Origin of the sequence: Rhodococcus sp. SBT000017 (assembly GCF_003688915.1) — a bacterium.
In the GTDB taxonomy this organism is placed as follows: domain Bacteria; phylum Actinomycetota; class Actinomycetes; order Mycobacteriales; family Mycobacteriaceae; genus Rhodococcoides.
This window is the reverse complement of record NZ_REFU01000001.1, coordinates 1,461,514-1,488,050: the sequence shown is the minus strand read 5'-3', so window position 1 is coordinate 1,488,050 and position 26,537 is coordinate 1,461,514. Positions and strand designations below refer to the sequence as shown.

Here is a 26,537-nt window from a genome sequence, read left to right as displayed (position 1 = left end):
TTCAGTCCGAGACCTGCTCGCGGGCATCGTCGCTGGTGACTGTTTCGGAATGGGCGGTGTCTTCTGTGTCTTCTGCGTCGTCGTCGGCGGCATCGGCGGTGAGATCGACCGTGTCCACACCCTCGAGCGCCGTCAACTCCTGCTCCGCCTCCGCGATGAAGCCCTTCGCGTTCTCTTCGATCTTCTTGACCCACTCGGCCATGACGGTCACACCCTTCGCTCGATCGTGTACCACCGGTCTACCAGACTTCTTCCCCCTAGGATCCACGGTGTGCGAACACGAACCTCGCGTCTCGATCTCGACGAACCGGTCGTCACCGATCTCGATGCGCTGTACGCGATCTGCAGCGACCCGCAGTCGTGGACCCACTTTTCGAGCCTGCGGCACACCGATCCCAGCGTGACCGAACGAATGTTGCAGGGCTGGTCGGAGCTGTGGCGGCGGGATGGATTGGCCACGTGGATCATTCGTGAGCGCGGCAGCCGCACGGTCGGTGGCTACGGCGGGTGCTCGAAGCGGCAGAACTCGTTCTGGAATCTCGGCTATCGCCTCCATCCCGACGCACAGGGCAAAGGGTATGCCGCGGAGATGTGTGAGATCGCAGTCGAGTGCGCGCATCGAACCGAGCCCGACTTGCCGATCGTGGCGTACCTGCTCGAACACAACGTCGCGTCGGCCCGGGTGGCCGAACGCGCGGGCCTGGAGTTGATCACCCGTGGACCCGACGTCGGCAATCCCGACGCCGACGCAGTTCGCCTGGTGTACGCAGACCGCTCCTTGACGGCAGATCAGGTGGACGTGGTTCTGTCGGCCTGACCGCGGCAGGTGGTCACCTCCTCGAGCCGACGTCGGAGCAGGCGCTTCTCCGGTGCGGTTCGGGCGACATCCGACGCTCGGCGACACTCGATCGCCGCCTCCTCGAACCTTCCGAGTCGTTGCAGCAGATCGGCTCTCGCCATGGGATAGGGATGATAACGACGCAACGACGCCTCGCCGGCAAGCCGGTCCAGCTCTCGAAGGCCGGGTCCGGGGCCGTCGCGCATCGCCAGAGCAACAGCCCTGTTCAGTGCGACGATTGCACTCGGTGTCCGAGTCATGAGGACGTCGTACAGCGCAACGATCTGGGGCCAGTCCGTGCTGTCGGCGTCCGGTGACTCGTCGTGCAGTGCAGCGATGGCGGCCTGCACGGCGTAGGGACCGCCCCGGCCGCCGCCGAGGGCCTCGAGCACGAGTTCCTTACCCTCGGCGATCGACTCTGCGTTCCAGAGTCGACGGTCTTGATCTGCCAACAGCACGATCTCACCGTCCGGTCCGATTCGAGCGTCGCGTCTGGCGTCGACCAGCAACATCAGCGCCAGCAGACCGGTCACCTCGGGCTCCGCAGGCAAGGCGGCGTGCAGGAGTCGGCCCATCCCGAGTGCCTCGTCGGTGAGGCCGATTCGTCCGACGTGATCACCCGACGTCGCCGAATAGCCCTCGGTGAAGATCGAATAGACCACCTCGAGCACCATCGGCACCCTGCCTGCCAGCTCGTCCGGGCCTGGGAGGCGAAAGGGGATCCGTGCGGCCCGAATCTTGTTCTTGGCTCGAACAATTCGCTGCGCTGCCGTGGCCGGAGGGATGAGCAGCGCCCGGGCCACCTCGCCGGTGGTGAGACCGGCCAGGCATCGAAGAGTCAGTGCGAGCCGGTCACCGGCAGCGAGGGCCGGATGCGCGCAGGTGAAGAACAACTGCAGTCGGTCGTCGGGCAGAGCATCGTCGAGCGAATTCAGGCGGCTCGGTTCCCTGCGATCCGTATCCGCTTGCAGCACTCCGACTTTCGCGGCCAGGCTCTGGTCGCGGCGCAGGCGATCGACCGCCTTCCTGCGGGCAGTGGTGAGCAACCAGGCACCAGGCCTGACCGGGACGCCATCGACCGGCCAGTGCTTCAGGGCCGATTCGATGGCGTCCGAGGTCACTTCTTCTGCGAGGTCGAGGTCGCGATACCGCTGCACCAGCGAGGCGAGCAGAATCGAGCGCTCGGCTCGGAAGACCGATTCGAGCGCCCGATGAACCCCGGGATCGTTCACCGAAGAAGCCTGCGTGTCGGGACTGCGACGGTCAGAATTCTGCAAGGGGTCGCACGATCACCGCGCCGCCGTCCTTGGAGCCCGGGCATCGGGCCGCCCACTCGAGTGCAGCGTCCAGGTCGGGAACGTCGATCACGTCGTAGCCGCCGAGTACCTCGTGAGATTCGGCATACGGTCCGTCGGTCACGGTGCGTTCTCCGGTGGCGGCGTCGACGCGCACAGCCGTGGCTGTCGTGAGGTCGGCCATCGCGTGACCGGAGACGTGAACGCCCGCCTCCTTCATCTCTTTCTCGTAGGTCATCCAGTCCTCGACACTGCTGCAGCCCGGTGCTGCGCCGGGCGCGGTGTCGGCGTTGATCAAAAGGATGTACTTCATGGTGCGCTCCTGGGTTCGGTACCTCGTTGTCGCGGCGCGAGTCGCCGTACACGATGACGACGTTCGGCCGACCACGATATCGACACCGGTCCCGGAATTTTTTTTCTCACGTACGAAAAACGGCATCGGACTCGAGGTCCGATGCCGTTTCGCAGCTACTTTCGGCTCGACGACGAGCCAGGTGTCACTTCAGTTCTGCAGACGACTTTCCGAGTACACGACGAGCAACGATCAGCTGCTGAATCTGCTGCGTTCCCTCGAAGATGTCGAGAATCTTGGAGTCGCGGCTCCACTTCTCGAGCAGCGGGCGCTCGGAGTAGCCGTACGTGCCGGCCAGTTCCACTGCCTTGAGGGTGATGTCGACCGCCGAGCGACCCGCCTTGGCCTTGGACATCGAGGCCTGCAGGGAGTTCGGCTCCTTGTTGTCGGCCATCCATGCCGCACGCAGTGCGAGCAGATGAGCTGCCTCCCAGTCCGCTTCGAGGCGCAGGAACTCCGCGGCCGCCGCGTGCTGGTTGTAGGCGGGTGTCTCGTACGAGATCTCGACTCCGGCGTCCACCAGGATGGACCGCAGCTCTTCGAGTGCTGCCCGTGCCACGCCGATTGCCATGCCTGCCACCAGTGGGCGGGTGTTGTCGAAGGTCTGCATGACGCCGGCGAACCCTTTTTCGACGTTCACCTCGGCGGTGCCGAGCAGGTTGTCCTTCGGGATGCGGCAATCCTCGAGCAGCAGGGCTGCGGTGTCGGAGGCCTTAATGCCCAGCTTGTGTTCGAGGCGGGCAACCGACAGGCCCGGAGCGTCACGCGGGACGACGAACGACTTGATGGCCGCGCGGCCGAGAGACTTGTCGACCGTTGCCCATACGACGACGTGGGTGGAACGCTCACCGGCGGTGACGTAGATCTTCTCGCCGTTGAGTACCCACTCGTCGCCGTCGAGGACAGCGGTGGTGGTCACGGCTGCGGAGTCCGAGCCGAAGCTGGGCTCGGTGATGGCCATCGAAGCCCACACCTTGCCGAAGCGCTCGAGCTGCTCGTCGGTGGACACCGCCGCGATGGCCGAGTTGCCGAGTCCCTGGTAGGGGATCGACAGCGTCAGGCCGACATCGCCCCAGCAGGTCTCGATCACGTTCACCAGAGCGGACATGTTGCCGCCGTTGGCGTTCGCGGTCTTGCTGGGCTTGGCCGACTCGCTGTCCTTCTCGCGGCCACCGGCGGCTCCGCCGATTTCCCCGCCGGCGTCGGACATGCCTTCGACCATCGAGGCCATGGTGTCGAGCTCGACCGGATACTCGTGCTCGGCGAGGTCGTACTTGCGGGAAATCGGGCGGAAGATCTCGGCAGCGACCTGGTGAGCCTGATTCGCCTGCGCCCGAAGCTTCTTGGGAAGTTCAAGATTGATCATCGTGTATGTCCTTGGGTGAGTGCCATGGAATTCGGGGCGGCGAGTTAGATGAGAACGATGCCCTCGGCGACGCCGACGGACCGCAGATCGCGGTACCAACGCTCGACCGGGTGCTCCTTGGTGAAGCCGTGACCGCCGAGCAGCTGCACGCCGTCGGAACCGATCTGCATGCCCTTCTCGGAGGCGAGCCGACGCGCGAGCGCCGATTCACGAGCGAACGACAGTCCCTGCTCGGCCCGCGAAGCGCCGCGCAGCGTGACCAACCGCATGCCGTCGAGTTCGATGGCGATGTTGGCGACCATGAAGGCCACGGCCTGGCGGTTGCTGATCGGCTCACCGAAGGCGACACGATCGTTGACGTACGGAACGACGTAGTCCAGTACGGCCTGGCTCGTACCGACGGCCAGCGATGCCCAGCCGAGGCGCGCGAGACCGATGGCAGCGCTGTACTCGGCGGCCCGCTGGTCTGCGTCACCGTCACCGAGCAGTGCCGACTCGGGAACTGCGACGTCGGTCAGGATCAGGCGACCGAGGCCGGCTGCGCGCAGGCCCATGCTCGGGTCGGCTTCGACGACGAGGCCCTTGGAGTCGGACTCGACGATGAAGAATGCCGGACGGCCTTCGAGTTCTGCGGCGATGACGAACAGCTCGGAGCTGCCGGCAGCAGGCACGAGGCTCTTGACTCCGTTGAGCTTGTAGCCGCTGGGAGAGCGAACGGCCTTGGTCTGCAACGCGTACGGATCGAGCAGTGCGCGCGGCTCGTTGACGACCACTGCTGCATTGGGCACCTTCTCGCCGACGAATGCCGGGAGGTAGGTCTTCTGCTGTGCGTCGGTGCCCCACTGGGTCAGAGCCACGGCGACGCCGCTGGGCGCGAGGATGGGCAATGCCAGGCCCATGTCGCCGTGGGCCAGTGCCTCGGCGACGAGGGAGTTGGTGACCGCGCCACGCTCGCTGGCGGCACCGTCGAGTTCCTCGGGAACGTTGATGAGCGTGATGCCGAGCTCGGCGGAGCGACGAACCAGATCCTCGGGTGACGAGGCACTGTGATCTGCGTCGAAGGCGGCCGGGCGGAGGATCTCCTCGGCGAACTCCTTGACCGTCTCGACGATCATGCGCTGTTCGTCGTCGGGCGTCAGGTCGAAGTAGCTCAGGTTCTTGGCGGCACCGTCTTCGAGACGCTTGGGCTTGCCGCCGCCGGTGACCTTGGCGAACGTGCGATTGGCAGCGCCGAGGGTCTTGAACCCGGTCTTGGTGCTCTCGTACGTCACCCGGTCGATGGTCTGGCGGAGGTTGTACTTCTCCGCCAGTTCCGATCCGGTGATGGCGGTCAGAACGCGCATGGCGGTTCCGATGGCATCTCTCTTGAACGGGTTGAGGCCAACCGCAGAAGTATCGCGGGGCACCTTCGGGGCCTTCGCGTCGACCACACTGTCTTGCTTGCTCATGATCACCAGTTCCTCGGCGTCGGTCACGGACTTCACAGATCTTACTCCCGAGTAAGTTAGCTGTCTACTGTCGAGTAAGTACCGGTGGTCTCGACATCCGCGCGACATTTCGTATCACCCGTCGTATCGGTGTGACAGGCTGTTCGCGTGCATCCGATCGCTCAGGTCTTCGCCGCCGTCGCCGCGGCCCTTCACGTCGTCATCTTCGTCATGGAAAGCGTGGTGTGGTCCAGGCCCGCGGTGTGGGGGCGCTTCGGCGTCGCGAGTCAGCACGACGCCGACGTCGTGAAACCGATGGCCTTCAATCAGGGCTTCTACAACCTGTTTCTCGCCATCGGCATCGTGGTCGGGCTGATCGTGGGCGGATCTGCAGGCCACGCCATCGTCTACTTCGCCTGCGCCAGCATCGTCGGCGCTGCGCTCGTTCTGGCCACCGGCGGCACGAAGTATTTCCGAGCTGCGTTCGTCCAGGGCATCACGCCGCTGATCGCGCTGATTCTGGCGGCAGTTCTCTAGGCGAGATTTTTCGCGCTGGGGGACAGGTGCGCGAGGACCTCGTGGTGCAATAGGCCGTTGGTGGCCACTGCGCTGCCACCGTGCGGGCCTGCGCTGCCGTCGAGTGCGGTGAAGTCGCCCCCGGCCTCGCGCACGAGGACATCGAGTGCGGCCAGGTCCCACAGCGAGACCTCGGGCTCGGCGGCGATGTCGACTGCCCCTTCGGCCACGAGGCAGTACGAGAAGAAGTCGCCGTAGCCGCGCACCCGCCACACGGCGTCGGTCAGATCGAGGAACCGATCCCTGATGCCCAATTCGGACCACCCGGACAGGCTGGAGAAACTCAGACTCGACGACGCCAGCGAATCGACCTTCGAGACCTCGATCCGGCGCGGGGTGCCCATGTCCGATGCCGTCCAGGCACCCAGATCGAGTGCGGCCCACCAGCGTCGGTTCAAGGCAGGTGCGCTGACGACTCCGACCCGGGGTACGCCGTCGTCGAGCAGGGCGATCAAGGTGGCCCACACCGGTACGCCGCGGACGAAGTTCTTGGTGCCGTCGATGGGATCGACGACCCACTGGCGTCCGCGCAACGTCGCCGTGCCGCCGAACTCCTCGCCCAGCAACGCGTCGGCGGGGCGGTGCGATCCGAGAGAGCTGCGGATCGTCGTCTCGACGGCCAGATCCGCGTCGGACACCGGTGTCAGATCCGGCTTGGAATCCACCGAGAGGTCCATGGCGAGAAATCGTCGGCGAGTGATGGCGTCGGCCTCGTCGGCGAGTCGAAGGGCGAGAGAAAGATCCTCGGAGTAGTCGGTCACCGCGTAAGACTAACGACGGGTACGGCCGACTGTGCCTGCCGATACTCGGGGGCGGTCGGGCGTGGGTTCGCGTGCCGGTAACCTTGACTCTCGTGCATCCCGACGTTTCTGCAGACCTGGCCGAGCTCGACACCACTCTGTCCACCGTCGAGTCGGTTCTCGACGTCGAGGAACTGCGGCGACGCATCGATGAACTCGAGCACCAGGCCGCGTCGCCGGACCTGTGGAACGACCAGGAACATGCGCAGCAGGTGACCAGTCAACTGTCTCATGCGCAGGCCGAACTTCGCCGCGTCGAAGAGCTCCGCCAGCGCCTCGAGGACATGCCGGTGCTGTACGAGCTCGCCGAGGGTGAAGAGGGTGAGGCAGCCGCGTCGGCCACTGCCGATGCGGACGCCGAACGCGCGTCGCTCCGGGAGGACATCGCAGCCATGGAAGTGCGGACCCTGCTGTCCGGCGAGTACGACGCCCGTGACGCTCTCGTGAATATTCGGTCCGGTGCCGGCGGAATCGACGCCGCCGACTGGGCGGAGATGCTCATGCGCATGTACATCCGCTGGGCCGAGAAGCACGGCTACGGCGTCGAGGTCTACGACACGTCCTACGCCGAAGAGGCCGGCATCAAGAGTGCGACGTTCGCGGTCAAGGCTCCGTACACCTACGGCACGCTGTCGGTCGAGCAAGGTACGCACCGGCTGGTCCGCATCAGCCCGTTCGACAACCAGGGTCGCCGGCAGACTTCGTTCGCCGAGGTCGAGGTTCTCCCGGTCGTCGAGACCACCGATCACATCGAGATCCCCGAGAACGACATTCGTGTGGATGTCTACCGCTCGTCCGGTCCGGGTGGCCAGTCCGTGAACACCACCGACTCCGCTGTCCGACTGACACACATTCCGACCGGCATCGTGGTGACCTGCCAGAACGAGAAGTCGCAGCTGCAGAACAAGGTCTCGGCCATGCGAGTGCTGCAGGCCAAGCTGCTCGAGGTCAAGCGCAAGGAAGAGCGCGCCGAGATGGACGCGCTCAAGGGTGACGGCGGTAGCTCCTGGGGCAACCAGATGCGCTCGTACGTGTTGCACCCTTACCAGATGGTCAAGGATTTGCGTACCGAGTACGAGGTCAACAATCCGTCTACTGTTCTCGACGGAGACATCGATGGATTCCTTGAGTCGGGAATCCGCTGGCGAATGCGAGGGGAGCAGTAGATGACCGGTCATTGCGCAGGTTTCACTCCATCGATCCGATGACGACCTGGCTCAACGTGACGCCCGAGGTCAAGCTCAACGGCCTCGGAATCGTGATGTACATCCTCGGGGGGTTGCTGGCCGCGCGATTCGTCACCTGGACCGGGTCTCGGATCACTTCCCGAATCGACGACAACTACAAGCACAGCGACGCCCTCGTCCGTTCCGAAGCCGCCAAACATCGCCATGCTCTGGCTCAGGTCATCACCTGGGTCGCGGTCACACTCATCTACATCCTGGTCACCATCGAGGTGTTGCGCCGCTTCGGCTTCGGCGTCGGCGGGCTCGTGGCACCGGCAACGGTCCTCGGTGCGGCTCTCGGCTTCGGAGCTCAGCGCGTCGTGCAGGACATTCTCGCCGGGTTCTTCATCATCACCGAGCGACAGTACGGATTCGGTGACGTAGTGCAGATTGCCGTCCTCGGTTCCGCAGAGGACGCCGCGGGGACTGTCGAGGACGTGACATTGCGGGTGACTCGGGTACGCAGTGTCGACGGCGAGGTCATCACTGTTCCGAACGGTCAGATCGTCAAAGCGATCAACCTCTCCAAGGACTGGGCACGCGCGGTCGTCGACGTTCCGGTGCCCAGTACCGCCGATCTCACTCAGGTCAACGCTTTGCTCCGCGCGGTCGGCCGGGATGCGTTCGCCGATTCTCGATTGCGTCCACTACTGCTCGACGAACCGACGGTGATGGGTGTGGAGAGCATCGAAGTGGGGCAGGTCAATGTCCGTCTCGTGGCGCGAACGTTGCCGGGAAAGCAGTTCCAGGTCGGTCGCGAGATCCGGGTCCGAGTGGCCGCTGCTCTGCAGCCCGAGGGCATCAGTGTCGCCCCCGACATCAGTACCGCAGGCGTTGCACCGGAATCCACAGGACCCGTCCGGGTGGTGGACAAGAAGTGAGCACTCCGAATATCGAAACCGAGCATCCGAAACCGCAGTGGCGACAGTGGCGCATCCCCACCAAGATCGGTGGCCGGGTCCGTACGTCCACGGTGGCGTTCGGCATCTGTTTCGTACTGACAGGCTTGTTGTACGGCCAGGTCAGCGCCGAGGTCGATGCGCAGAACCGAGAAGCCGTTCAGGGGCCGACGGCAGTCGACCCCGCCGAACTGACGCCGTACACCGAGCCGCAGACGACCCAGCCGAGCAGCTCGGTCACGTCCACCACAGCGCCGACGCCTACCGCAACCACCGAACCGGAGCAATCCGGAGGCGTCGTCGACGGCACCGGACAGCAGCCGACGACCACCGCACCGGCGGCGACGACCACACCTTTCGGCCTGCCGCTTCCGCCGGGGATTCAGTCGCTGATACCCACCCAGCCTGCGCCGACATCGGCGCGCTGAGTCGGCCTTTACCGACTCTCGGGACTCGCCGCGGTGCCCACGAGGTTCCGGCGGTTACCGACGGGTAGGGACTACACTGGCGACCCGTGATCAGCACCTCGAATGTGTCCAAGTCCTACAAGACCTCCACCAGGCCCGCCCTGGACAAAGTGACGGTCTCCATCGACAAGGGTGAGTTCGTGTTCCTGATCGGCCCGTCCGGTTCGGGCAAGTCGACGTTCATGCGGCTGCTCCTCAAGGAGGAGACGCCTACCTCCGGCGACATTCACGTCGCCGATTTCCATGTCAACCGGCTGGCCGCGCGACGCGTCCCGCGGCTGCGTCAGAGCATGGGCTGCGTGTTCCAGGACTTCCGCCTGCTTCAGCAGAAGACCGTGGTGGAGAACGTGGCGTTCGCGCTCGAGGTGATCGGTAAGCCTCGTTCGATGATCAAGCGGACCGTCCCGGAAGTTCTCGAGCTCGTGGGACTCGGCGGCAAGTCCGATCGTCTGCCGAACGAGCTGTCCGGTGGCGAGCAGCAGCGAGTGGCCATCGCTCGGGCCTTCGTCAATCGCCCACTGGTTCTGCTCGCGGACGAGCCGACCGGCAACCTCGATCCGGACACCAGCCAAGACATCATGCTGTTGCTCGAGCGCATCAACCGCACGGGAACCACGGTGCTGATGGCCACTCACGACAACCACATCGTCGACTCGATGCGCCGTCGCGTGGTCGAACTCGACAATGGGCGAGTCGTTCGTGACGAGGCCCGCGGGGTCTACGGCGTCGGTCGCTGACGCCGCCGCAGATTCAGGACCGCACAGACTTCACGACCGAACGAACCGAAGGGCTCGGATTCCGCGATGCGCGCAAGTTTCATCTTCAGCGAGGTCTTCACCGGCCTTCGCCGCAACATCACCATGACGATCGCCATGATCTTGACGACCGCGATTTCCCTCGGCCTGTTCGGCGGCGGACTTCTCGTGGTGCAGATGGCGGGAAAAACCCAGCAGATCTTCCTCGATCGGGTCGAGGTGCAGATCTTCCTCACCGACGACATCTCCGCGACCGATCCCGACTGCGCCCAGGAGACCTGCGCCACCCTGCGCTCGGATCTCGACAACACCCCGTCGGTGGTGTCGGTGCAGTACCTCAACCGTGAGGACGCGGTGAAGGACGCCACCGAGCGCGTGTTCAAGGATCAGCCGGAATTGGCCGAGCTGGTCAGTGCCGACAGCTTTCCCGCGTCGTTCAAGGTGCGTCTGAGTGATCCCGAACGGTTCGGGGTGATCAACGACAACTTCGAGAATCGACCGGGTGTGCAGAGCGTGCTCAATCAGCGCGACCTGGTCGAGCGCCTGTTCAGTGTGCTCAACGGGGTGCGCAACGCTGCCTTCGCCATTGCCACGGTGCAGGCCATCGCCGCAATCCTGTTGATCGCCAACATGGTTCAGATTGCCGCGTTCACCAGGCGAACCGAGGTGGGAATCATGCGCTTGGTCGGTGCCACTCGTTGGTATACCCAGCTGCCCTTCTTGCTCGAGGCGGTGGTGGCGGCATTGATCGGCTCGGCGCTGGCCATCGCGGGCCTGTTCACCGCCAAGAACATGTTCATCGACGACGTGCTCTCGGATGTGTATCAAGCCAACATTCTGGCCCGGATATCGAACAGTGACGTGCTGCTCGTCTCGCCGTTCCTCGCTCTGGTCGGAGTCGGAATGGCCGCGGTGACGGCGTACATCACGTTGCGCCTGTACGTGCGCGAATAAATCCGCTTGCCGTTCGGTTCTATGCTGGAGCGGTTGCCCGTGGAACCGCTCCACGCGGCGAACGCTCGAGAAAGGGCCCTGCAGTGAGAGAGAAGGGCCGCAAGGCCATCGCGACCAATCGCAAGGCGCGGCACAACTACTCCATACTCGACGTCGTCGAGGCCGGAGTTGCCCTCGTCGGAACCGAGGTCAAGAGTCTGCGTGACGGCAAGGCCTCGCTGGTCGACGCCTTCGCGACCGTCGACGACGGTGAGATCTGGCTACGCGGACTGCACATCGCCGAGTACACGCTCGGCAGCTGGACCAACCACGCGCCGCGGCGAAACCGCAAACTGCTCCTTCACCGTCGCGAGATCGACCGCCTCGCAGGCAAGGTGAAAGAGGGAAACCTGACGTTGGTGCCGTTGTCGATGTACTTCTCCGACGGCAAGGTCAAGGTCGAGCTGGCACTGGCCAAGGGTAAGCAGGATTACGACAAGAGGCAGTCGCTGGCCAAGCGCACCGCCGAACGCGAGGTCACTCGCGAGCTCGGTCGTCGCGTGAAGGGAATGCGCTGACCGCTGTTCTGCTCGCGCTGGTAGCCGCCGTCGGCTACGGGGTGAGCGATTTCGTCGGAGGTGTCGCGTCCCGCCGGGTCGCCGCCCTCCGGGTGGTCATCGTGTCGTACCCCCTGTCACTGGTGATCGTTCTGCTCGTCGCACCGTTCGTCGGCGGCACCATCGAGCTCCCAGCGATGCTCTGGGGGCTGGCCTCGGGTGTCGCAGGTGGCGTCGCGGTGTGGTGGTTCTACCTGGCCCTCGCTGCCGGCCCGATGGCCGTGGTCTCACCGGTCACCGCCGTGCTGGTAGCCGGGATCCCGGTGCTGGTGGGGCTGTCGATGGGTGAGCGTCCCGGCGTCATCGCGTTCGTCGGTATCGCCGTCGCACTGGTGGCCGTGGTGCTGGTGAGCAGGGAATCTCCGGATGAGGTGACCGGCGAGGTGGCCGGTGGACGTGAGATGAAGTTCACCCGAACGGTCGCCTGGTTGACGGTCGGCTCGGGGGTGACGTTCGCGTTCGCCTTCATTTTCCTGCACCGGATCGGGGACGGCAGCGGGCTGTGGCCGCTCGCGGCGTCGCGCGCATCGGCGACCGCGGTGGTCTGGATCGTGGCCCTGGCGTCCGGCCATTTTTCACCTCCGCACGGGAGCGTGCTCAAACTGGCGGCCTTCGTCAGCGTCCTCGACGTCGTCGCCAACGCTGCGATGATCTACGCCTACCAGGATGGTCTGCTCTCTTTGGTGAGTGTGATCGCGTCGCTGTATCCGGCGGCGACGGTACTGCTGGCGATGGTGATGCTCGGCGAGCGAGTCGGCACGTTGCAGAAGATCGGAATGGTATTGGCGCTCGGTGCGATCGCGATGATCGCGCTCTCTGGTTGAACCGCATCGCGCGGGGGTAATGACTCCGGTTATGACAGCTTTCGACGCTTACTCCGACACCCCCGCGCCCGAGAAGTCGCCGCGCGTCCTCGTCACCGGTGCCACGGGATACCTGGGCGGACGGCTGGCCCCGCGACTCCTCGAAGAGGGGTACACGGTCCGCGTGCTGGCGCGCACGCCCGCCAAGCTCGATTCGGTGCCGTGGGCGGCCGATGTCGAGATCGTTCGGGGCGATCTGAGCGATCGGGAATCGTTGAAGGAAGCGCTCAGCGGCGTCGACGTCATGTACTACCTGGTGCACTCCATGGGGACCGCCGGGCACTCGGACTTCGCCGATACCGAACGCGACAGCGCCGAGAACGTCGCGGCCGTGGCGGCGGAATGCGGTGTGGGGCGCATCGTCTATCTCGGCGGCCTGCACCCGCCGACCGGTGAGCTCTCACCACACCTGAAGTCCCGAGCCGAGGTGGGACGAATTCTGATCGACTCGGGGGTGCCGACGATCGTGCTGCAGGCCGGCGTCGTCATCGGATCCGGCTCGGCGTCGTTCGAGATGATTCGGCACCTCACCAATCGGCTTCCGGTGATGACCACACCGCGGTGGGTACACAACCGCATCCAGCCCATCGCCGTGCGCGACGTGTTGCATTACTTGATCGGGGCCGCGAGTGCCCCGATCACCGAATCCAGGACCTTCGACATCGGTGGTCCCGATGTCATGCAGTACGGCGAGATGATGAACATCTACGCCGACGTCGCGGGTCTGCGGCAGCGTCGGATCATCGTTCTGCCGGTTTTGACTCCGCGACTCGCCGGCCACTGGATCGGGCTGGTGACACCCATTCCTCGTGGGCTGGCGATGCCGCTCATCGAATCGCTGCAATACGACGCCGTCGGCCACGAGATGGACATCGACGCCGTCGTACCGCGTCCGGACGGCGGCTTGACCGGCTACCGAGATTCCGTGAGATTGGCGCTACGCAAGATCGACGACGGTGAGGTGGAGACTCGCTGGACCGATGCCACCGGTACCGCGGCCCCCTCGGATCCGCTGCCGTCGGATCCGGCATGGGCAGGCGAGGTCGTCTACACCGACACCCGGGTCGCCCGCAGCGCAGCGAAGTCGACCGCGATCAGGCCCGCGCTCGAACGATTGGCCGACGCCGACGTTCTCACGGGCTGGCATCGCGACGTCACCGGGCCCGACGCATCCGCGTCGGGCACCGAGCACACCACTCGGCTCAAGTCCTCCACTCGACTTCCCGGCGAGGCCTGGCTCGACCTGACGGTCGGGGGAACTGCGAAGCAGCCGACGATCGAGCAGCGGTTGGTGTTCTTCCCGCGCGGTTTGGCCGGTCGCGCCGTCTGGTACGCCTCGTTGCCTGCACGCCTGGTGATGGCGCGTCGGATGCTGCGCACGGTGGTGCAACGAGTCGACGCCGATGCGGCCTGAATTCTGCGGATCGCCGTGTCGGCCGTTAATGGAATGAATGTGTCCGGGCGAGGCGTTACACTGAACAGCCCGGACACGGTGTTCGGGAACATACGGGGCTGAACGGTTTCGACTTTGTATGTTGAGTCAGGGGAAGCGTGTCGGTGCAGGCGAGAGACCACCGTAAGCGTCATCGCAACCTTATAAGCGCCGATTCCAATCAGCGCGACTACGCACTCGCTGCCTAAGTAGCGACTGCGTGTCTGTCAGTCCGGGCTCGCCCTCGGTCCGGGTACTGGCATCAGCTAGAGGGCTCACCGATTCATCCGGCCGCGGGATGATGAGGAACATCAAACAGTGGCTGGGATCGTCATCCTGACTTGTTCGCGAGATCGGGAGATCCAAGTAGAGGCATAGCGGACTGCACACGGAGAAGCCCTGGCAATGCAGCAGAGGACCCGGGTTCGATTCCCGGCAGCTCCACCGACGAAGACCGGGCCGAGAGACACACTCTCGGCCCGGTCTTCTTTCTGTGTCGGCCAGGTCACAATCGACTAGGTCGAAGCCATCCCACCCGAAGCGACCGCGGTGCCGAATAGTGGTCATGAGCAACGAGCCCATCCCAGTTCTGCGGACCGGCAGGCGGGTGCACGCGCCGTCACTGGTCGTGTTGGTCCTCGGCGGCGGTAAAGACGTCAGCCGGGCGCGCAGTCGACCGTGGCACCTGGCCGGTCTGCGAATGTGGCCGTTCACCTGGATGCTTCGGCGCGTGGGACGCGCACACGACATTTCGGTGCAGCAGTTGCAGTACCGGTTCCGGGGCTGGAACGCCCCCGCTGGAAGCCCCGTCGAAGATGCCCGCTGGGCGCTCGATCGCATTCGTGCCGAGCACCCCGACGTTCACGTGGTGGTCGTCGGTCATTCGCTGGGTGGCCGCACCGCCGCTGCCCTGATCGACGACCCTTCGATCGTGGGTGTGGTGGCTCTGGCCCCGTGGTGGCCGGAGGGGGCGGAAGCCGATGCGTTCGGACCGGGCAAGAAGCTGCTCGTGATGCACGGAACTGCCGACAGGTGGACCGATCCGCGAACCTCGCGTCGTGCGACCGAGAGAGCAGCCTCCCGAGGGGCGGACGCCCGCTACCTCAACGTTCCGGGTGGGCACTTCATGCTCCGCAATCCGCGGCTCTGGTCCAGGGCAACGCGCGACCTCGTTCTCGGTATCGCCGCCGATGCGCGGGCCGACTGCATGGGCAGGCAATCGTGACGCGGCGTCGTATCGCGGTGGTCGGGAGCGGCGTCGCCGGCCTGACGGCTGCCTACGCATTGTCGAAGAACTCGTCGGTCACGTTGTACGAGGCGGACTCTCGGCTGGGCGGTCACGCGGACACCCACTACGTGGACGGCCCCGATGGACGGGTAGGCGTCGACACCGGGTTCATCGTGCACAACGACCGGACGTATCCGACTCTGCTGCGCCTGTTCGCCGAGCTCGATGTGCCCACCCAGGATTCGGACATGAGCATGTCCGTGCGCTGCGACGGGTGCGGGCTCGAGTACTCGGGCGGCCAGGGCATGCGCGGGATCCTCGCGCAGCGTACCGCGGTGTTCAAGCCACGATTCGTCTCGATGTTGCTCGATGTCAAGCGTTTTCATCGGCTGGCAACCGAACTGTTGGACAGTGCCGAACCGGTGCAGTCCGAGACGACTCTCGCACAATTTCTCGAAGAGCATTCGTTCTCCGCGTACTTCGAATCCCACTTCATGACGCCGTTGGTGTCGGCGGTGTGGTCGTGCGATCCGGACACTGCTCTCGCCTACCCGGCTCGCTACCTGTTCAGCTTTCTTCGACATCACGGAATGCTCACCGTCACAGGATCTCCCACCTGGCGCACCGTCTCCGGCGGGTCCATCGAGTACGTTCGCCGGGTTGCGGAGCACATCGACGAGGTAATGCTCGATACCCCGGTGCGCGCGGTGTACAGGTCCGAGGACTCCGTGCAGATCCGCGACGGCCACGACCGCCTGCGCACGTTCGACGCGGCCGTGATCGCGGTGCACCCCGGTGCCGCGCTGAAGATGCTCGCCGAACCGACGGCGCTCGAGCACAGCATCCTGGGAGCGATGCCGTACTCCACCAATCACACGCAACTGCACACGGACTCGTCGGTGTTGCCGAAGAACACCAGGGCGCGTGCATCGTGGAACTACCACCTCCCGTCGTGCGCGGCCAGGCCCGACCGGGTGCTGGTCAGCTACGACCTGACCAGGTTGCAGCGCCTGGACGAAACCGATCGCAGAATGCTGGTCACCCTCGGTGGAGCGGACCGCATCGACCCGAATGCGGTACTCGACGAGATGACCTACGAACACCCTCAGTACACCCCTGAATCGGTTGCAGCGCAGCGGCGACTTCCTGAATTGGATACCGACACAGTGGCATTCGCTGGTGCCTACCATGGCTGGGGATTTCACGAGGACGGTGCGTTGTCGGGAGCGCGCGCCGCACAACGGGTGGGGGCCACGTGGCTCTGACATCGGTTCTGCCGACCACCCGCGCACACGGGGCGGCTTTGTATCGCACTCGGATCGATCACGTGCGACGCGCGCCGATTCGAAACACGTTCTCGTACAAGAGTTACAGCTGGTTCGTGGACCTCGATGCACTCCCCGAATTGCCCCGGATGCTGCGACTGCTGGCCTCGTTCGACCCCCGTGACCACCTCGGTGACCCCGACGCCACCATTCGCCAGAACGTCGATGCGTTCCTGGCCGAGAACGGTATCGACCTCGGCGGCGGACGGATCACGATGTTGGCCAGCGCGAGGGTGCTCGGTCATACGTTCAACCCATTGAGTGTGTACTGGTGTCACGATAGCGACGGAGAGCTCCGCTGCGTGGTGGCTGAGGTGCACAACACCTACGGCGAGCGATACCGGTATCTGCTGCACACCGATCATCGCGGCGCGGCTCGCACGACCAAGGAGTTCTACGTCTCGCCGTTCAACGACGTCGACGGCGAATACTCCATGCTGCTACCCGAGCCGGACGCCGCGCTCCGGCTGTCGATCGTCCTCGAGCGGCCCGGTCAGCCTCCGTTCGTGGCGACCGTCGACGGCCGTCGACGCGAGGTGACGACGCGGTCGATTCTTCGTACCGCACTCGAGATCCCGTGTGCGCCGTTACGAGTGGTGGTACAGATCCGCTGGCAGGGCATTCGGCTCTGGGCGCGGGGTCTGAAGATCGTGCAGAAACCTGCCCTTCCCGGGGCACCAAAATTCCAGAAGGAAGGGGCCCACAGATGACAACTGTGTCGAAGGCCGATTCTGTGTCGTACCCGTACGGTGGTTCCGCTGCCGGTCCGCGCCCGTTGGTGGATCCGCGGGTCTGGCCTCAGATCGCCCATGTTCCCGGTGGCATGAAGGTTGCTGCCGCCGCGCCCGTCGCCAATTTCCTCTTCCGTCGTGCGGTCGCGGGATTGCAGGTCCGGGTTGCGATGCCCGACGGCGAGGTGATCGGTGCCGGGTCGGCCGACGCACCGTTGATGACCGTGTATCGGCCACACGACTTCGCCGCACGGGTCGGAGACAGTGGACTCATCGGATTCGGTGAGGCATACATGGCCGGAGACTGGGATGCCGAGGACCTCACCGCTGTGCTCGAGGTCTTCGCTCGGCGAATGGCGTCGCTGATTCCGAAGTCCCTGCAGCGCCTCCGAGGACTCTATATCCCCAAACCTCCACGGAGCGAGCGGAATACGACCAAGAACACCCGATCCAACATCTCACGGCATTACGATCTGTCGAACGACCTCTTCGAGCTCTTCCTCGACGAGACGATGACCTACTCCAGTGCGTTGTTCGCCGCATCGGGAGGCGACGACAGTGAGGAGCTCGCCGACGCTCAGTGCCGAAAGATCGACCGGCTACTCGACCGCGCGGGCGTCGGCGAGGGGACCAGGGTTCTCGAGATCGGCACCGGATGGGGCGAGCTTGCTATCCGTGCGGCCGCTCGTGGCGCGACGGTACGATCGGTGACACTGTCGACCGAACAGCAGGAACTAGCGCGTAAGCGTTGTGCCGCTGCTGGCTACGGCGATCGAATTCAGATCGATCTCCTCGATTATCGTCTGGTCGACGGCGAGTACGACGCGATCGTGTCGGTCGAGATGATCGAGGCCGTCGGGCATCAGTACTGGGCGACGTACTTCGAGACGATCGACGCGCTGCTCGCACCGGGTGGGCGGGTTGCCCTCCAAGCCATCACGATGCCGCACGACCGCATGCTGGCTACCCGCAACACGTACACCTGGGTGCACAAGTACATCTTTCCCGGCGGGTTCCTGCCGTCCGTGCGGGCCATCGAGGAGGTGACCGAACAGCACACCTCGCTTCGGGTTCGCGAGCGTCTGTCCATGGGCGATCACTACGCGCGAACCCTCGCTCAGTGGGACAGGCGTTTCCGTGAATACCGCAGCGAGGCCGAGCAGCTCGGTTTCGACGAGGTGTTCGCGCGAATGTGGCACTTCTACCTGTGCTACTCGGAGGCCGGATTTCGATCCGGGTACCTCGATGTTCAGCAGATCGTGCTCGACCGAAGGGACAACCGATGACCACCTCGACACTTTCCGTGGATCGGACCGATCGCAGTGCCGGTGTCGCACATCGGATTGCCGAGTTGATAGAACCCCTGTTGGGTGGTCCGCTTCCCGTTCGGCTGCAGGCGTGGGACGGATCCGTTGCAGGCGATGCTTCGGCACCGCGAGTGCTGTTGCGGAGCCCGAGCGCCCTTCGTCGATTGTTGTGGAGCCCCGGCGAACTCGGCGCTGCGCAGGCATACGTCACCGGGGAGCTGGACGTCGACGGCGATCTAGCCGCGGCCCTCGATCACGTCTGGGGTGTGGTGCGTGAGCGCCGACTCTCGGCGATACGACCGGGTCCGGCGTCGCTACTGCGGTTGGCGAAACTGGCCAAGGATCTCGGAGTGTTCGGCCGCCCTCTGCCGCCGCCCGTGTCGCAGGCCTCGGTGAAGGGGCGGCTGCACTCGGTGCTCCGTGACCGCGCTGCGATCAGCCACCACTACGACTTGTCGAACGACTTCTACGAATTGGTGCTCGATTCGCACATGGCGTACTCGTCGGCGTACTGGACCTCCGATTCGCCGGACTACACCCTCGACGATGCCCAGCGCGACAAACTCGACCTCGTCTGTCGAAAGGTCGGGCTCGACAAGCGTGCAGGGCAACGCTTTCTCGACGTCGGTTGCGGCTGGGGGTCGCTGAGTCTGCATGCGGCCCAGGAGTACGGAGCGCAGGTCGTCGGAGTGACCATCTCGCGCGAGCAGAAAGCCTTCATCGACAAGCGAATCGCCGACCGAGGACTGCAGGACAAGGTAGAGATCCGAATCCAGGATTATCGCGAAATTCCGGACGGGCCCTTCGACGCGGTGGCGTCCATCGAGATGGGTGAGCACGTGGGGGAGGCCAATTACCCGACCTACACCGCCGCACTGCACACCAACGTCAAGCCGGGTGGACGCGTGCTGATTCAGCAGATGTCGCGAGGAGAGGGTGACAACCCGGGCGGCGGAGCATTCATCGAATCGTTCATCGCGCCGGACATGTACATGCGCCCGGTCGGGCGGACCGTCGCGATGATCGAGGAGGCAGGACTCGAGGTTCGCGACGTCCACGCCCTTCGGGAGCACTACGTGCGGACCGTCGATGTCTGGACGGAGCGCTTCGAGGCGCGCTTCGACGATGTGGTGGCGATGGTCGGGGAAGAGGTCGCTCGCGTGTGGCGGCTGTACCTGATCGGCGGTGGAATGGCCTTCCGGGACAACAGGATGGGCGTCGACCAGATTCTGGCGGTTCGGTCCGAGAACGGACCGTCCGAGATGGAACCGGTGCGACCGGTGTGGGTGTGCCCGCGGTGAACTGGTCCGATTTCCTGACCGTATCGCTGGCGAGCCTCGGCGGTACCGCCCTCCTGATGATCGTCACCGCCCTCATCGGCGCGCGAATCGGACGCCACAACGTCGTGGACGTGACGTGGGGCGGCGGGTTCGTTCTGATCGCGCTGATCTCGGCTGCGACCGGAACAGGTGAAGTGTGGCGTCGAATACTTCTGCTCGTCCTCGTCGGTGTGTGGGGGCTTCGTCTTGCCGTGCACGTCTTTCGACGCTCGCGCGGTCATGGTGAGGATCCGCGCTACACCGAGCTGCTCGCCAAGGCCACCGGCAACGAAACCCTGTATGCCCTGCGCAAGATCTATCTGACGCAGGCCTTTGCCTTGTGGTTCGTATCCCTCCCGGTGCAGGTGTCGGCTGTCGCACACGGATCGGTCGTACCCGTGGTCGTGCTCGGGGTGGCCGTCTGGATTCTCGGATGGACGTTCGAGGCAGTGGGCGACGCTCAGTTGAAGGCCTTCAAGGCCGACGCGTCGAACAAGGGCAAGATCATGGATCGTGGTCTGTGGTCCTGGACGCGGCATCCCAACTACTTCGGTGACTCGGCAGTGTGGTGGGGCTTGTTCCTCGTGGCCGCATCGGCGTGGCCCGGAGTGTTCACCCTCCTGTCGCCCATCGCGATGACGTACTTCCTGGTGTTCGCCACCGGTGCGCGATTGCTCGAGCGCAGCATGGAGAAGCGTCCGGGATATCGTGAATACCAGCAGCGGACCAGCTATTTCCTCCCACGGCCGCCGAAAGGATCCAGCAAGTAGCTCGCGGGTGGGGTAGCGGCGTTAGGGTTGTCGAGGAGTTCGATCCATCGATCGAGTTCGGTTCGACCACAACGAGGAGGCGCATCGTGGCGCACGAGAGAGCTGGAACCACTGCATTGCCGGAGGATCTGGTGGATCTTTCGCAGCTCGTGACCGCGTACTACTCGCGGGTTCCCGACGTGTCGGAACCGAGTCAGCAGGTGGTGTTCGGCACCTCAGGGCATCGAGGGTCCAGTCTGGACTCGGCGTTCAACGAGGCGCACATCGTGGCGACGACGCAGGCGATCGTGGAGTACCGGTCCGCGCAGGGCATCACCGGGCCGCTGTTCATCGGTCGGGACACTCACGCACTGTCCGAACCCGCCTGGACGACGGCGTTGGAAGTGTTGGCGGCCAACGGTGTCGACGTTCTGGTCGACTCGGGCGATCGGTACACGCCAACCCCAGCGGTCAGTCACGCAATTCTTCGGTACAACGAGACCGGCCCGTCGGCGCAGGCCGACGGCATCGTGGTGACTCCGTCGCACAATCCGCCGCGGGACGGCGGATTCAAATACAACCCTCCGCACGGCGGTCCGGCCGACAGCGACGCCACATCGGTCATTGCTGCGCGCGCGAACGAGCTTCTGCGCGATGGTATTTCGGGCATCAAGCGGGTGACCCTCGCACAGGCGTTCGCGGGGAGCGTCTCGCGCTACGACTTCCTCGGCACCTATGTGGACGACCTGCCGAACGTGCTCGATCTCGACGCGATCCGCGCGGGCGGGGTGCGTATCGGAGCAGATCCGTTGGGCGGTGCGAGTGTCGATTACTGGGATGCCATCGCCGAGCGGCACAATCTGGACCTGACCGTGGTGAATCCGTTGGTGGACGGCACATTCCGCTTCATGACTCTTGATACCGACGGCAAGATCAGGATGGATTGCTCCTCGCCGAACGCGATGGCGTCGCTCATCGCTGCCCGCGATCGGTTCGACATCTCGACGGGCAACGATGCCGACTCCGACCGCCACGGCATCGTCACCCCCGACGGTGGCCTGATGAATCCCAACCACTTCCTCGCCGTGGCCATCGACTATCTGTTCACCCACCGACCCGATTGGTCACCCACGGCGGCAGTGGGCAAGACGTTGGTGAGCTCGTCGATGATCGACCGGGTCGTCGCCGGTCTCGGCCGTCGCCTGCTCGAGGTGCCGGTCGGATTCAAGTGGTTCGTTCCGGGTCTGCTCGCCGGTGAGCTCGGGTTCGGCGGCGAGGAGAGCGCCGGTGCGTCGTTCCTCCGACACAACGGCCGAGTGTGGACCACCGACAAGGACGGAATCGTGCTGGCGCTGCTGGCGTCCGAGATCACCGCCGTCACCGGATCCACGCCATCGCAGCGCTACAGCGAGTTCACCTCGAAGTTCGGCAATCCGACGTATGCCCGCGTCGACGCACCTGCCACCCGTGACCAGAAGGCCGTTCTGGCCAAGCTCTCGCCGAGCCAGATCACCGCCACCGAGTTGGCGGGCGAGACGATCACGGCGACGCTGACCGAGGCTCCGGGCAACGGAGCTGCCCTCGGTGGCCTGAAAGTGACGACGGAGAGTGCCTGGTTCGCTGCGCGCCCGTCCGGAACCGAGGACGTGTACAAGATCTACGCGGAGTCGTTCCAGGGCGAGGAGCATCTGGCCCGGGTTCAAGCCGCCGCACGTGAACTGGTGTCGTCCGCACTCGAGAGCTCGTGACCGACTCACCTCCACCCGACCACGACAGTTCGGCTCCCGAGCCCGCATTCCAACCCGGCGGCAAGCTCCCACCGGAGATCTGGGTACTGGTATCGGCGGCGTTCGTCATCGCGCTCGGATTCGGCATCGTCGCGCCCGCTCTGCCGCAGTTCGCCCGAGAATTCGGCGTCGGTTACACGGCGGCGTCGGCGGTCATCAGTGCTTTCGCGCTCATGCGGTTGTTGTTCGCACCCGCCAGTGGTGCTCTGGTGCAGCGGCTCGGCGAGCGGCCGGTGTACCTGATCGGACTGCTGATCGTTGCGGTGTCCACCGGTGCGTGCGCTCTGGCTCAGACGTACTGGCAGCTGCTGGTGTTTCGCGGACTCGGCGGCATCGGCTCGACGATGTTCTCGGTGTCGGCACTGGGATTGCTGATCAGGATCAGTCCTCCGACCAGTCGTGGCCGCATCTCCGGCCTGTATGCGACCGCCTTCCTGTTGGGAACCATCGGCGGCCCGCTCGTCGGCGGCGCGCTCGTCGGATTCGGTCTGCGGGTGCCGTTCGTCATCTATGCCGTGGCTCTCGTGATCGCCGCGGCCGTCGTGTATTTCACCCTGGGCAATTCCGACCTCGTCAAGCCGGAGAAGGGTTCGGCACCGCCCACGATGTCGTTGCTCGCCGCGCTGCGGATCCCGTCGTATCAGGCCGCGCTGGCGTCGAACTTCGCCAACGGTTGGGCGGTCTTCGGTGTCCGGGTGGCTTTGGTGCCGTTGTTCGTCGTCGAGGCGATGCAGCGATCCGAGGTGTTCGTCGGTATCGCGCTGACCGTGTTCGCAGTGGGAAATGCCCTGGTTCTCACCACAGCCGGCCGCCTGTCCGATGTGCGCGGACGCAAGCCCTTCATGGTGGGTGGGTTGGTGGTGTGCGGTCTGGGAACCGTCGTGATGGGATACGTCCACGATCCCGTGCTGTTTCTCGTGGTGTCCTTGATCGCCGGAATCGGATCGGGTCTGATGAGCCCTGCCCAGCAGGCCTCGGTTGCCGACGTGATCGGCTCGAAGGCTCGCGGCGGGCCCGTGCTGGCCGCATTCCAGATGGCGTCCGACGTCGGCGCGGTCATCGGCCCGATCGTGGCCGGAATGATCGTCGAACAGGTCTCCTTCGGTCCGGCTTTCGCCGTGACGGGAGCGCTGCTCCTCCTGGCGGGACTTTGGTGGTCGCGAGTTCCAGACACACTCGGGCGCGAGCGCATCTGACGGGCGCAACCGTAGTATTCGCTGTGTGAGCCAGAAGAAGATATCGAGTACGAAACACACACCCGAGGCAACCTCCAACACGATGACCTACGTATTGGGCGGCATCGCATTCGTCGTAGTGGTGATCGTCATCGGGGTGGCGATCATGTGGCAGAGCGGAAGCGACGCTCCACGCAACGACGGCTACGGCACGGTCAAGAATCCTGCGGTCGAATTGTCGTTGCCGGGTGACGGGGTGGTGCAGCTGTCGCGTCCGGAAGCGCAGCGTGTCATCGATGTCTTCGAGGATCCGATGTGCCCGTTCTGCGGTGACCTCGAAGTGAAACACGGCCAGGAGTTGGCTCAGAAGATCGACGACGGTGTCGTCTCGGTGAATTACCACCTGGTCAATTTCCTGGATCCACAGTCTGCGTCGGGTGACTATTCGACGCGTGCCGTCGCGGCCTCGCACTGCGTGGCAGCGACGGAGAACGCGCGGGTCTACTCCGCATTTCACGCCGGGTTGTTCGACCCGGAATTTCGCCCCGAAGAAGGTGGTGACTCCGACCGAACCGATGCCGAACTAGCGGAGCTCGCTCGTTCCTCCGGAGCGAGCGAGCTGGCAACGGAGTGCATCGTCAGCGGCGCACAGCGAGACGCCGCGGTGGCGGATGCGAACACCGGACGGGACGCGCTCGCCGCCTCGGGTGCCCGCGGAACACCGGGGGTACTGGTCGACGGTCAGGTTGTCGATGCGCTCGGTGACTCGGAATGGTTGGCGTCGATCAACTGATCTCTAGGCGCGGGTGCGGCCGGTCGTCGAGTATTCGGAACCGGCCTTACCAGGTGATTTGTTGCTGCTGCGACCGATGGTGTAACTTCGTTCGAGCAACCGCATGAGCGGGAGCACGCAGTAACTCGGGGCTATGGCGCAGCTGGTAGCGCACCACACTGGCAGTGTGGGGGTCAGGGGTTCGAGTCCCCTTAGCTCCACCGAGAAGCAAGCTCCATAGAGAGCAAACTAAAAAAGCGTCGCCCTCGGGCGACGCTTTTTTCGTGTTCGGTGTCACCGAGCGCCGAATCGGCATCCGTTCGTCGTGCCCGGAGCCGATTCGGCAGTCGACGGCTCAGTGAGCGGCGTCGAACGCCTGCTCGACCTCGGCGGGGATTCTGCCTCGCGCCGAGATATTGTGGCCGTTCGCCTTGGCCCATTCTCTGATGGCTTTGGTCTGATTGGCGTCGCGCTTGGCACCGGTTGCGGGAGTGCTCGACTTCTTCGTTCGCTTTCCACCGACCTTGGTGGAGTGCTCGATGTAATAGTCGAGCTTGCGGTGAAACTCCTTCGCGTTCTTGTCGCTCAGGTCGATTTCGTAGCTGACTCCGTTGACCGAATAGGTTATGTGTTCGCCACCGGATTCGATCGGTTTTTCGTCGATGTCATCGACTAGTTGCACATAGACTTTTCTGGCCATGCTGAAGCTCTCCAATGATGCAGGGGATGATGCGGGGATGTCCAGATCGAACTGATGCGACTATACGGCTGAACAATGTGTTTATCCATGCGGGTCGGGGGATTGTTACTCGATTCGCAGAATTCCCACAGAAATCACCTCGTCCTTCGACGAAACCGACAAGGTGATTGCGAGAAGCATTCTCTCGGCGGTCGTGTTCGTCGTTATCCGTGAGAAAGACGAACTGTCCGGTTTGAATACGTATTGCCATCCTCGGGTCGGTTCGAGTTCGATCGAACGGAGATCTGCAGGCGACGCTCGGGATCTCCGTATTTACACAACGAATCGGTCACGAAACGCAATCGTTTCACTAACGAAAGATCACTCGATACGCGTCGACGGTGATATCTGCTTCACTTGATGCGCAAGTGTCTGTTGTGACGTGTGGTGTCCCGTGATTCGGTGACCTGTTCGGATCAGCGGTGTCCGAGGGGCCGAGAGGGGAGTTGCGCAGCGAGTTCCACCGCCTGCGCCAGACGATATGAAATCTGCACCGATGACCAGGTCGACTTTGACGGCGCTGATGTGCGCCGGAATTCTCGGTGCCGGGGTGCTCGTGTCTGCGCCGGCCACCGCCGCACCGGCCGGCACGGCCCCCACCGCAGGTACGGAACTGTCCGGCAAGACGGTCTTCCTCGATCCGGGCCACCAGGGCACCGCACATTCGGAGAATCTGCAGCGACAGGTGGACGACGGGCGGGGCGGCACCAAGGATTGCCAGACCACCGGCATGACCACCCTGGACGGCGTGCCCGAGCACACCATCAACTGGAAAGTCAGCGAGCTCGTCCGATCCAGCCTGGAGAGTCTGGGTGCAACGGTGAAGACGAGTCGAGCAGACGACACCGGCTGGGGCGGATGTGTGGACGACAGGGCGCGGGCCGCCAGCGAGTCCGGGGCCGACGTGGCCGTGAGTATCCATGCGGACTCCACGAGTGCGACGACCGACGCCGACAAGCACGGGTTCCATCTCATCGTGCCCACCCTGCCGATTCCGAGCGCGGCGGCCGACGCTGCCCAGTCCGAGCGTGGACGTTCGGCATCGACGCTGATGCGGGACTCCTACGTGCGCGCCGGCTTCGAGCCTGCCAACTACGCAGGGGTCGAGAACGGGATACAGGAGCGATCCGATGTCGCCGGGCCCGCGCTGACCACGGTGCCCCTCGTGTTCGTCGAGATGGGCAACGGATCCAACCCCGACGACGCAGCTCTTCTCGAGAGCTCGGACGGTCAGCTCGAGCATGCGATCGCCATCTCGACGGGAATCATCGACTACCTGCTCGGGGCCGAAACCCCGTCCACGACAGCGGACACCGCCACCACGCCTGCGGCCACCACGACTGCGACAATCGCCGCCCCCGCCCCGACGGCACCCAGCGACGCAGGCCCCGCGACCGAGGGGCGTAGCGCGTTGTCCCGGTTGCTCGAGAGCGTCTCCCCGTACGTGAACTCGTTCGGCGTCGACGGTCTGGAAGGACTTGCGACCCCGGACAATGTGAGCAGTGTGTCGACGTTCGCGCAAGGCCTGCTGAAGCAGATTCTCGCCGACAGGTAGTCTC

General features: G+C 64.5%; 27 protein-coding genes, 1 tRNA gene and 1 other RNA gene. 22 read left to right on the top strand and 7 right to left on the bottom strand.

Annotation, left to right across the window (positions count from 1 at the left end):
• Window position 1: 1 nt before the first annotated feature.
• A complete protein-coding gene (locus tag AYK61_RS06705) occupies window positions 2-202 on the bottom strand; it encodes a hypothetical protein (protein WP_121872512.1) in 201 nt (66 codons plus the stop codon).
• Window positions 203-271: 69 nt separating this feature from the next.
• Here AYK61_RS06705 and AYK61_RS06700 point away from each other — a divergent pair, with 69 nt between their 5' ends.
• Window positions 272-817 carry a GNAT family N-acetyltransferase gene (locus AYK61_RS06700; protein WP_121870249.1) on the top strand — a complete coding sequence of 182 codons (546 nt, stop codon included), beginning with the start codon at window positions 272-274 and terminating at the stop codon, window positions 815-817.
• On the opposite strand, the gene AYK61_RS06695 is transcribed toward AYK61_RS06700, so the two are convergent.
• From AYK61_RS06695 to AYK61_RS06680, 4 genes are all read right to left on the bottom strand, one after another.
• Window positions 790-2,070, bottom strand: a complete 1,281-nt coding sequence (locus AYK61_RS06695; RefSeq protein WP_121870248.1) for an RNA polymerase sigma factor — start codon at window positions 2,068-2,070, stop codon at window positions 790-792. The genes AYK61_RS06700 and AYK61_RS06695 overlap by 28 nt on opposite strands.
• Before the next feature lie 31 nt (window positions 2,071-2,101).
• The gene (locus AYK61_RS06690) at window positions 2,102-2,446 is read right to left on the bottom strand and encodes a YciI family protein (RefSeq protein WP_121870247.1); all 345 of its coding nucleotides are present in this window, start codon (window positions 2,444-2,446) and stop codon (window positions 2,102-2,104) included.
• 184 nt (window positions 2,447-2,630) lie between these two features.
• The gene (locus AYK61_RS06685; protein ID WP_121870246.1) at window positions 2,631-3,851 is read right to left on the bottom strand and encodes an acyl-CoA dehydrogenase family protein; all 1,221 of its coding nucleotides are present in this window, start codon (window positions 3,849-3,851) and stop codon (window positions 2,631-2,633) included.
• Between the two features lie 44 nt (window positions 3,852-3,895).
• The gene (locus AYK61_RS06680; protein WP_121872511.1) at window positions 3,896-5,305 is read right to left on the bottom strand and encodes an acyl-CoA dehydrogenase family protein; all 1,410 of its coding nucleotides are present in this window, start codon (window positions 5,303-5,305) and stop codon (window positions 3,896-3,898) included.
• A gap of 141 nt (window positions 5,306-5,446) precedes the next feature.
• On the opposite strand from AYK61_RS06680, the gene AYK61_RS06675 reads away from it, so the two are divergent.
• The gene (locus tag AYK61_RS06675) at window positions 5,447-5,815 is read left to right on the top strand and encodes a DUF1304 domain-containing protein (protein WP_121870245.1); all 369 of its coding nucleotides are present in this window, start codon (window positions 5,447-5,449) and stop codon (window positions 5,813-5,815) included.
• Here the strand turns inward: AYK61_RS06675 and hisN are convergent.
• Window positions 5,812-6,615: a histidinol-phosphatase gene (hisN, locus tag AYK61_RS06670; protein WP_121870244.1), complete on the bottom strand. Its 804-nt coding sequence runs from the start codon at window positions 6,613-6,615 to the stop codon at window positions 5,812-5,814. The genes AYK61_RS06675 and hisN overlap by 4 nt on opposite strands.
• A gap of 92 nt (window positions 6,616-6,707) precedes the next feature.
• Here hisN and prfB point away from each other — a divergent pair, with 92 nt between their 5' ends.
• From prfB to AYK61_RS06575, 19 genes are all read left to right on the top strand, one after another.
• The gene (gene prfB / locus AYK61_RS06665) at window positions 6,708-7,820 is read left to right on the top strand and encodes a peptide chain release factor 2 (RefSeq protein WP_027496571.1); all 1,113 of its coding nucleotides are present in this window, start codon (window positions 6,708-6,710) and stop codon (window positions 7,818-7,820) included.
• 38 nt (window positions 7,821-7,858) lie between these two features.
• A complete protein-coding gene (locus AYK61_RS06660; RefSeq protein ID WP_121870243.1) occupies window positions 7,859-8,761 on the top strand; it encodes a mechanosensitive ion channel family protein in 903 nt (300 codons plus the stop codon).
• Window positions 8,758-9,207, top strand: coding sequence for a hypothetical protein (locus AYK61_RS06655; protein ID WP_121870242.1), 450 nt, complete (start codon window positions 8,758-8,760; stop codon window positions 9,205-9,207). Before AYK61_RS06660 ends, AYK61_RS06655 begins: the two co-directional genes overlap by 4 nt.
• A gap of 86 nt (window positions 9,208-9,293) precedes the next feature.
• Window positions 9,294-9,983: a cell division ATP-binding protein FtsE gene (ftsE, locus tag AYK61_RS06650; RefSeq protein WP_121870241.1), complete on the top strand. Its 690-nt coding sequence runs from the start codon at window positions 9,294-9,296 to the stop codon at window positions 9,981-9,983.
• Window positions 9,984-10,049: 66 nt separating this feature from the next.
• Window positions 10,050-10,955: a permease-like cell division protein FtsX gene (ftsX, locus tag AYK61_RS06645; protein ID WP_121870240.1), complete on the top strand. Its 906-nt coding sequence runs from the start codon at window positions 10,050-10,052 to the stop codon at window positions 10,953-10,955.
• 83 nt (window positions 10,956-11,038) lie between these two features.
• Window positions 11,039-11,512 (top strand): SsrA-binding protein SmpB, encoded by a 474-nt coding sequence (gene smpB, locus AYK61_RS06640; RefSeq protein WP_027496576.1) that lies wholly within the window; start codon window positions 11,039-11,041, stop codon window positions 11,510-11,512.
• Window positions 11,513-11,520: 8 nt separating this feature from the next.
• Window positions 11,521-12,375: a DMT family transporter gene (locus AYK61_RS06635; protein WP_121870239.1), complete on the top strand. Its 855-nt coding sequence runs from the start codon at window positions 11,521-11,523 to the stop codon at window positions 12,373-12,375.
• Window positions 12,376-12,406: 31 nt separating this feature from the next.
• Window positions 12,407-13,828 (top strand): SDR family NAD(P)-dependent oxidoreductase, encoded by a 1,422-nt coding sequence (locus tag AYK61_RS06630; RefSeq protein WP_121870238.1) that lies wholly within the window; start codon window positions 12,407-12,409, stop codon window positions 13,826-13,828.
• Between the two features lie 94 nt (window positions 13,829-13,922).
• Window positions 13,923-14,293, top strand: a transfer-messenger RNA (tmRNA) gene (ssrA, locus tag AYK61_RS06625).
• A 118-nt stretch (window positions 14,294-14,411) separates the two neighbouring features.
• Window positions 14,412-15,071, top strand: a complete 660-nt coding sequence (locus tag AYK61_RS06620) for an alpha/beta hydrolase (protein WP_121872510.1) — start codon at window positions 14,412-14,414, stop codon at window positions 15,069-15,071.
• A complete protein-coding gene (locus tag AYK61_RS06615) occupies window positions 15,050-16,339 on the top strand; it encodes an NAD(P)/FAD-dependent oxidoreductase (protein WP_374700544.1) in 1,290 nt (429 codons plus the stop codon). Before AYK61_RS06620 ends, AYK61_RS06615 begins: the two co-directional genes overlap by 22 nt.
• Entirely contained in the window at window positions 16,330-17,109 is a 780-nt protein-coding gene (locus tag AYK61_RS06610; protein ID WP_121870237.1) for a DUF1365 domain-containing protein, read from the top strand. The genes AYK61_RS06615 and AYK61_RS06610 overlap by 10 nt, the downstream gene beginning before the upstream one ends.
• Window positions 17,106-18,416 (top strand): cyclopropane-fatty-acyl-phospholipid synthase family protein, encoded by a 1,311-nt coding sequence (locus AYK61_RS06605; protein WP_121870236.1) that lies wholly within the window; start codon window positions 17,106-17,108, stop codon window positions 18,414-18,416. The genes AYK61_RS06610 and AYK61_RS06605 overlap by 4 nt, the downstream gene beginning before the upstream one ends.
• Window positions 18,413-19,738 (top strand): class I SAM-dependent methyltransferase, encoded by a 1,326-nt coding sequence (locus AYK61_RS06600; RefSeq protein WP_121870235.1) that lies wholly within the window; start codon window positions 18,413-18,415, stop codon window positions 19,736-19,738. Before AYK61_RS06605 ends, AYK61_RS06600 begins: the two co-directional genes overlap by 4 nt.
• A 56-nt stretch (window positions 19,739-19,794) precedes the next feature.
• Window positions 19,795-20,526 (top strand): DUF1295 domain-containing protein, encoded by a 732-nt coding sequence (locus tag AYK61_RS06595; RefSeq protein WP_374700545.1) that lies wholly within the window; start codon window positions 19,795-19,797, stop codon window positions 20,524-20,526.
• 86 nt (window positions 20,527-20,612) lie between these two features.
• Window positions 20,613-22,253 (top strand): phosphoglucomutase (alpha-D-glucose-1,6-bisphosphate-dependent), encoded by a 1,641-nt coding sequence (gene pgm, locus AYK61_RS06590; protein WP_121870234.1) that lies wholly within the window; start codon window positions 20,613-20,615, stop codon window positions 22,251-22,253.
• A 77-nt stretch (window positions 22,254-22,330) separates the two neighbouring features.
• Window positions 22,331-23,488 (top strand): MFS transporter, encoded by a 1,158-nt coding sequence (locus AYK61_RS06585; protein WP_121872507.1) that lies wholly within the window; start codon window positions 22,331-22,333, stop codon window positions 23,486-23,488.
• Window positions 23,489-23,513: 25 nt separating this feature from the next.
• Window positions 23,514-24,260 (top strand): DsbA family protein, encoded by a 747-nt coding sequence (locus AYK61_RS06580; RefSeq protein WP_183130189.1) that lies wholly within the window; start codon window positions 23,514-23,516, stop codon window positions 24,258-24,260.
• A gap of 127 nt (window positions 24,261-24,387) precedes the next feature.
• Window positions 24,388-24,460, top strand: a tRNA-Ala gene (locus AYK61_RS06575).
• A 134-nt stretch (window positions 24,461-24,594) separates the two neighbouring features.
• On the opposite strand, the gene AYK61_RS06570 is transcribed toward AYK61_RS06575, so the two are convergent.
• Window positions 24,595-24,939 (bottom strand): Lsr2 family protein, encoded by a 345-nt coding sequence (locus AYK61_RS06570; protein ID WP_037190211.1) that lies wholly within the window; start codon window positions 24,937-24,939, stop codon window positions 24,595-24,597.
• 535 nt (window positions 24,940-25,474) lie between these two features.
• Here AYK61_RS06570 and AYK61_RS06565 point away from each other — a divergent pair.
• On the top strand, window positions 25,475-26,533 hold the full coding sequence (locus tag AYK61_RS06565; RefSeq protein ID WP_121872506.1) for an N-acetylmuramoyl-L-alanine amidase: 1,059 nt from the start codon (window positions 25,475-25,477) through the stop codon (window positions 26,531-26,533).
• The last annotated feature ends 4 nt before the right edge of the window (window positions 26,534-26,537 follow it).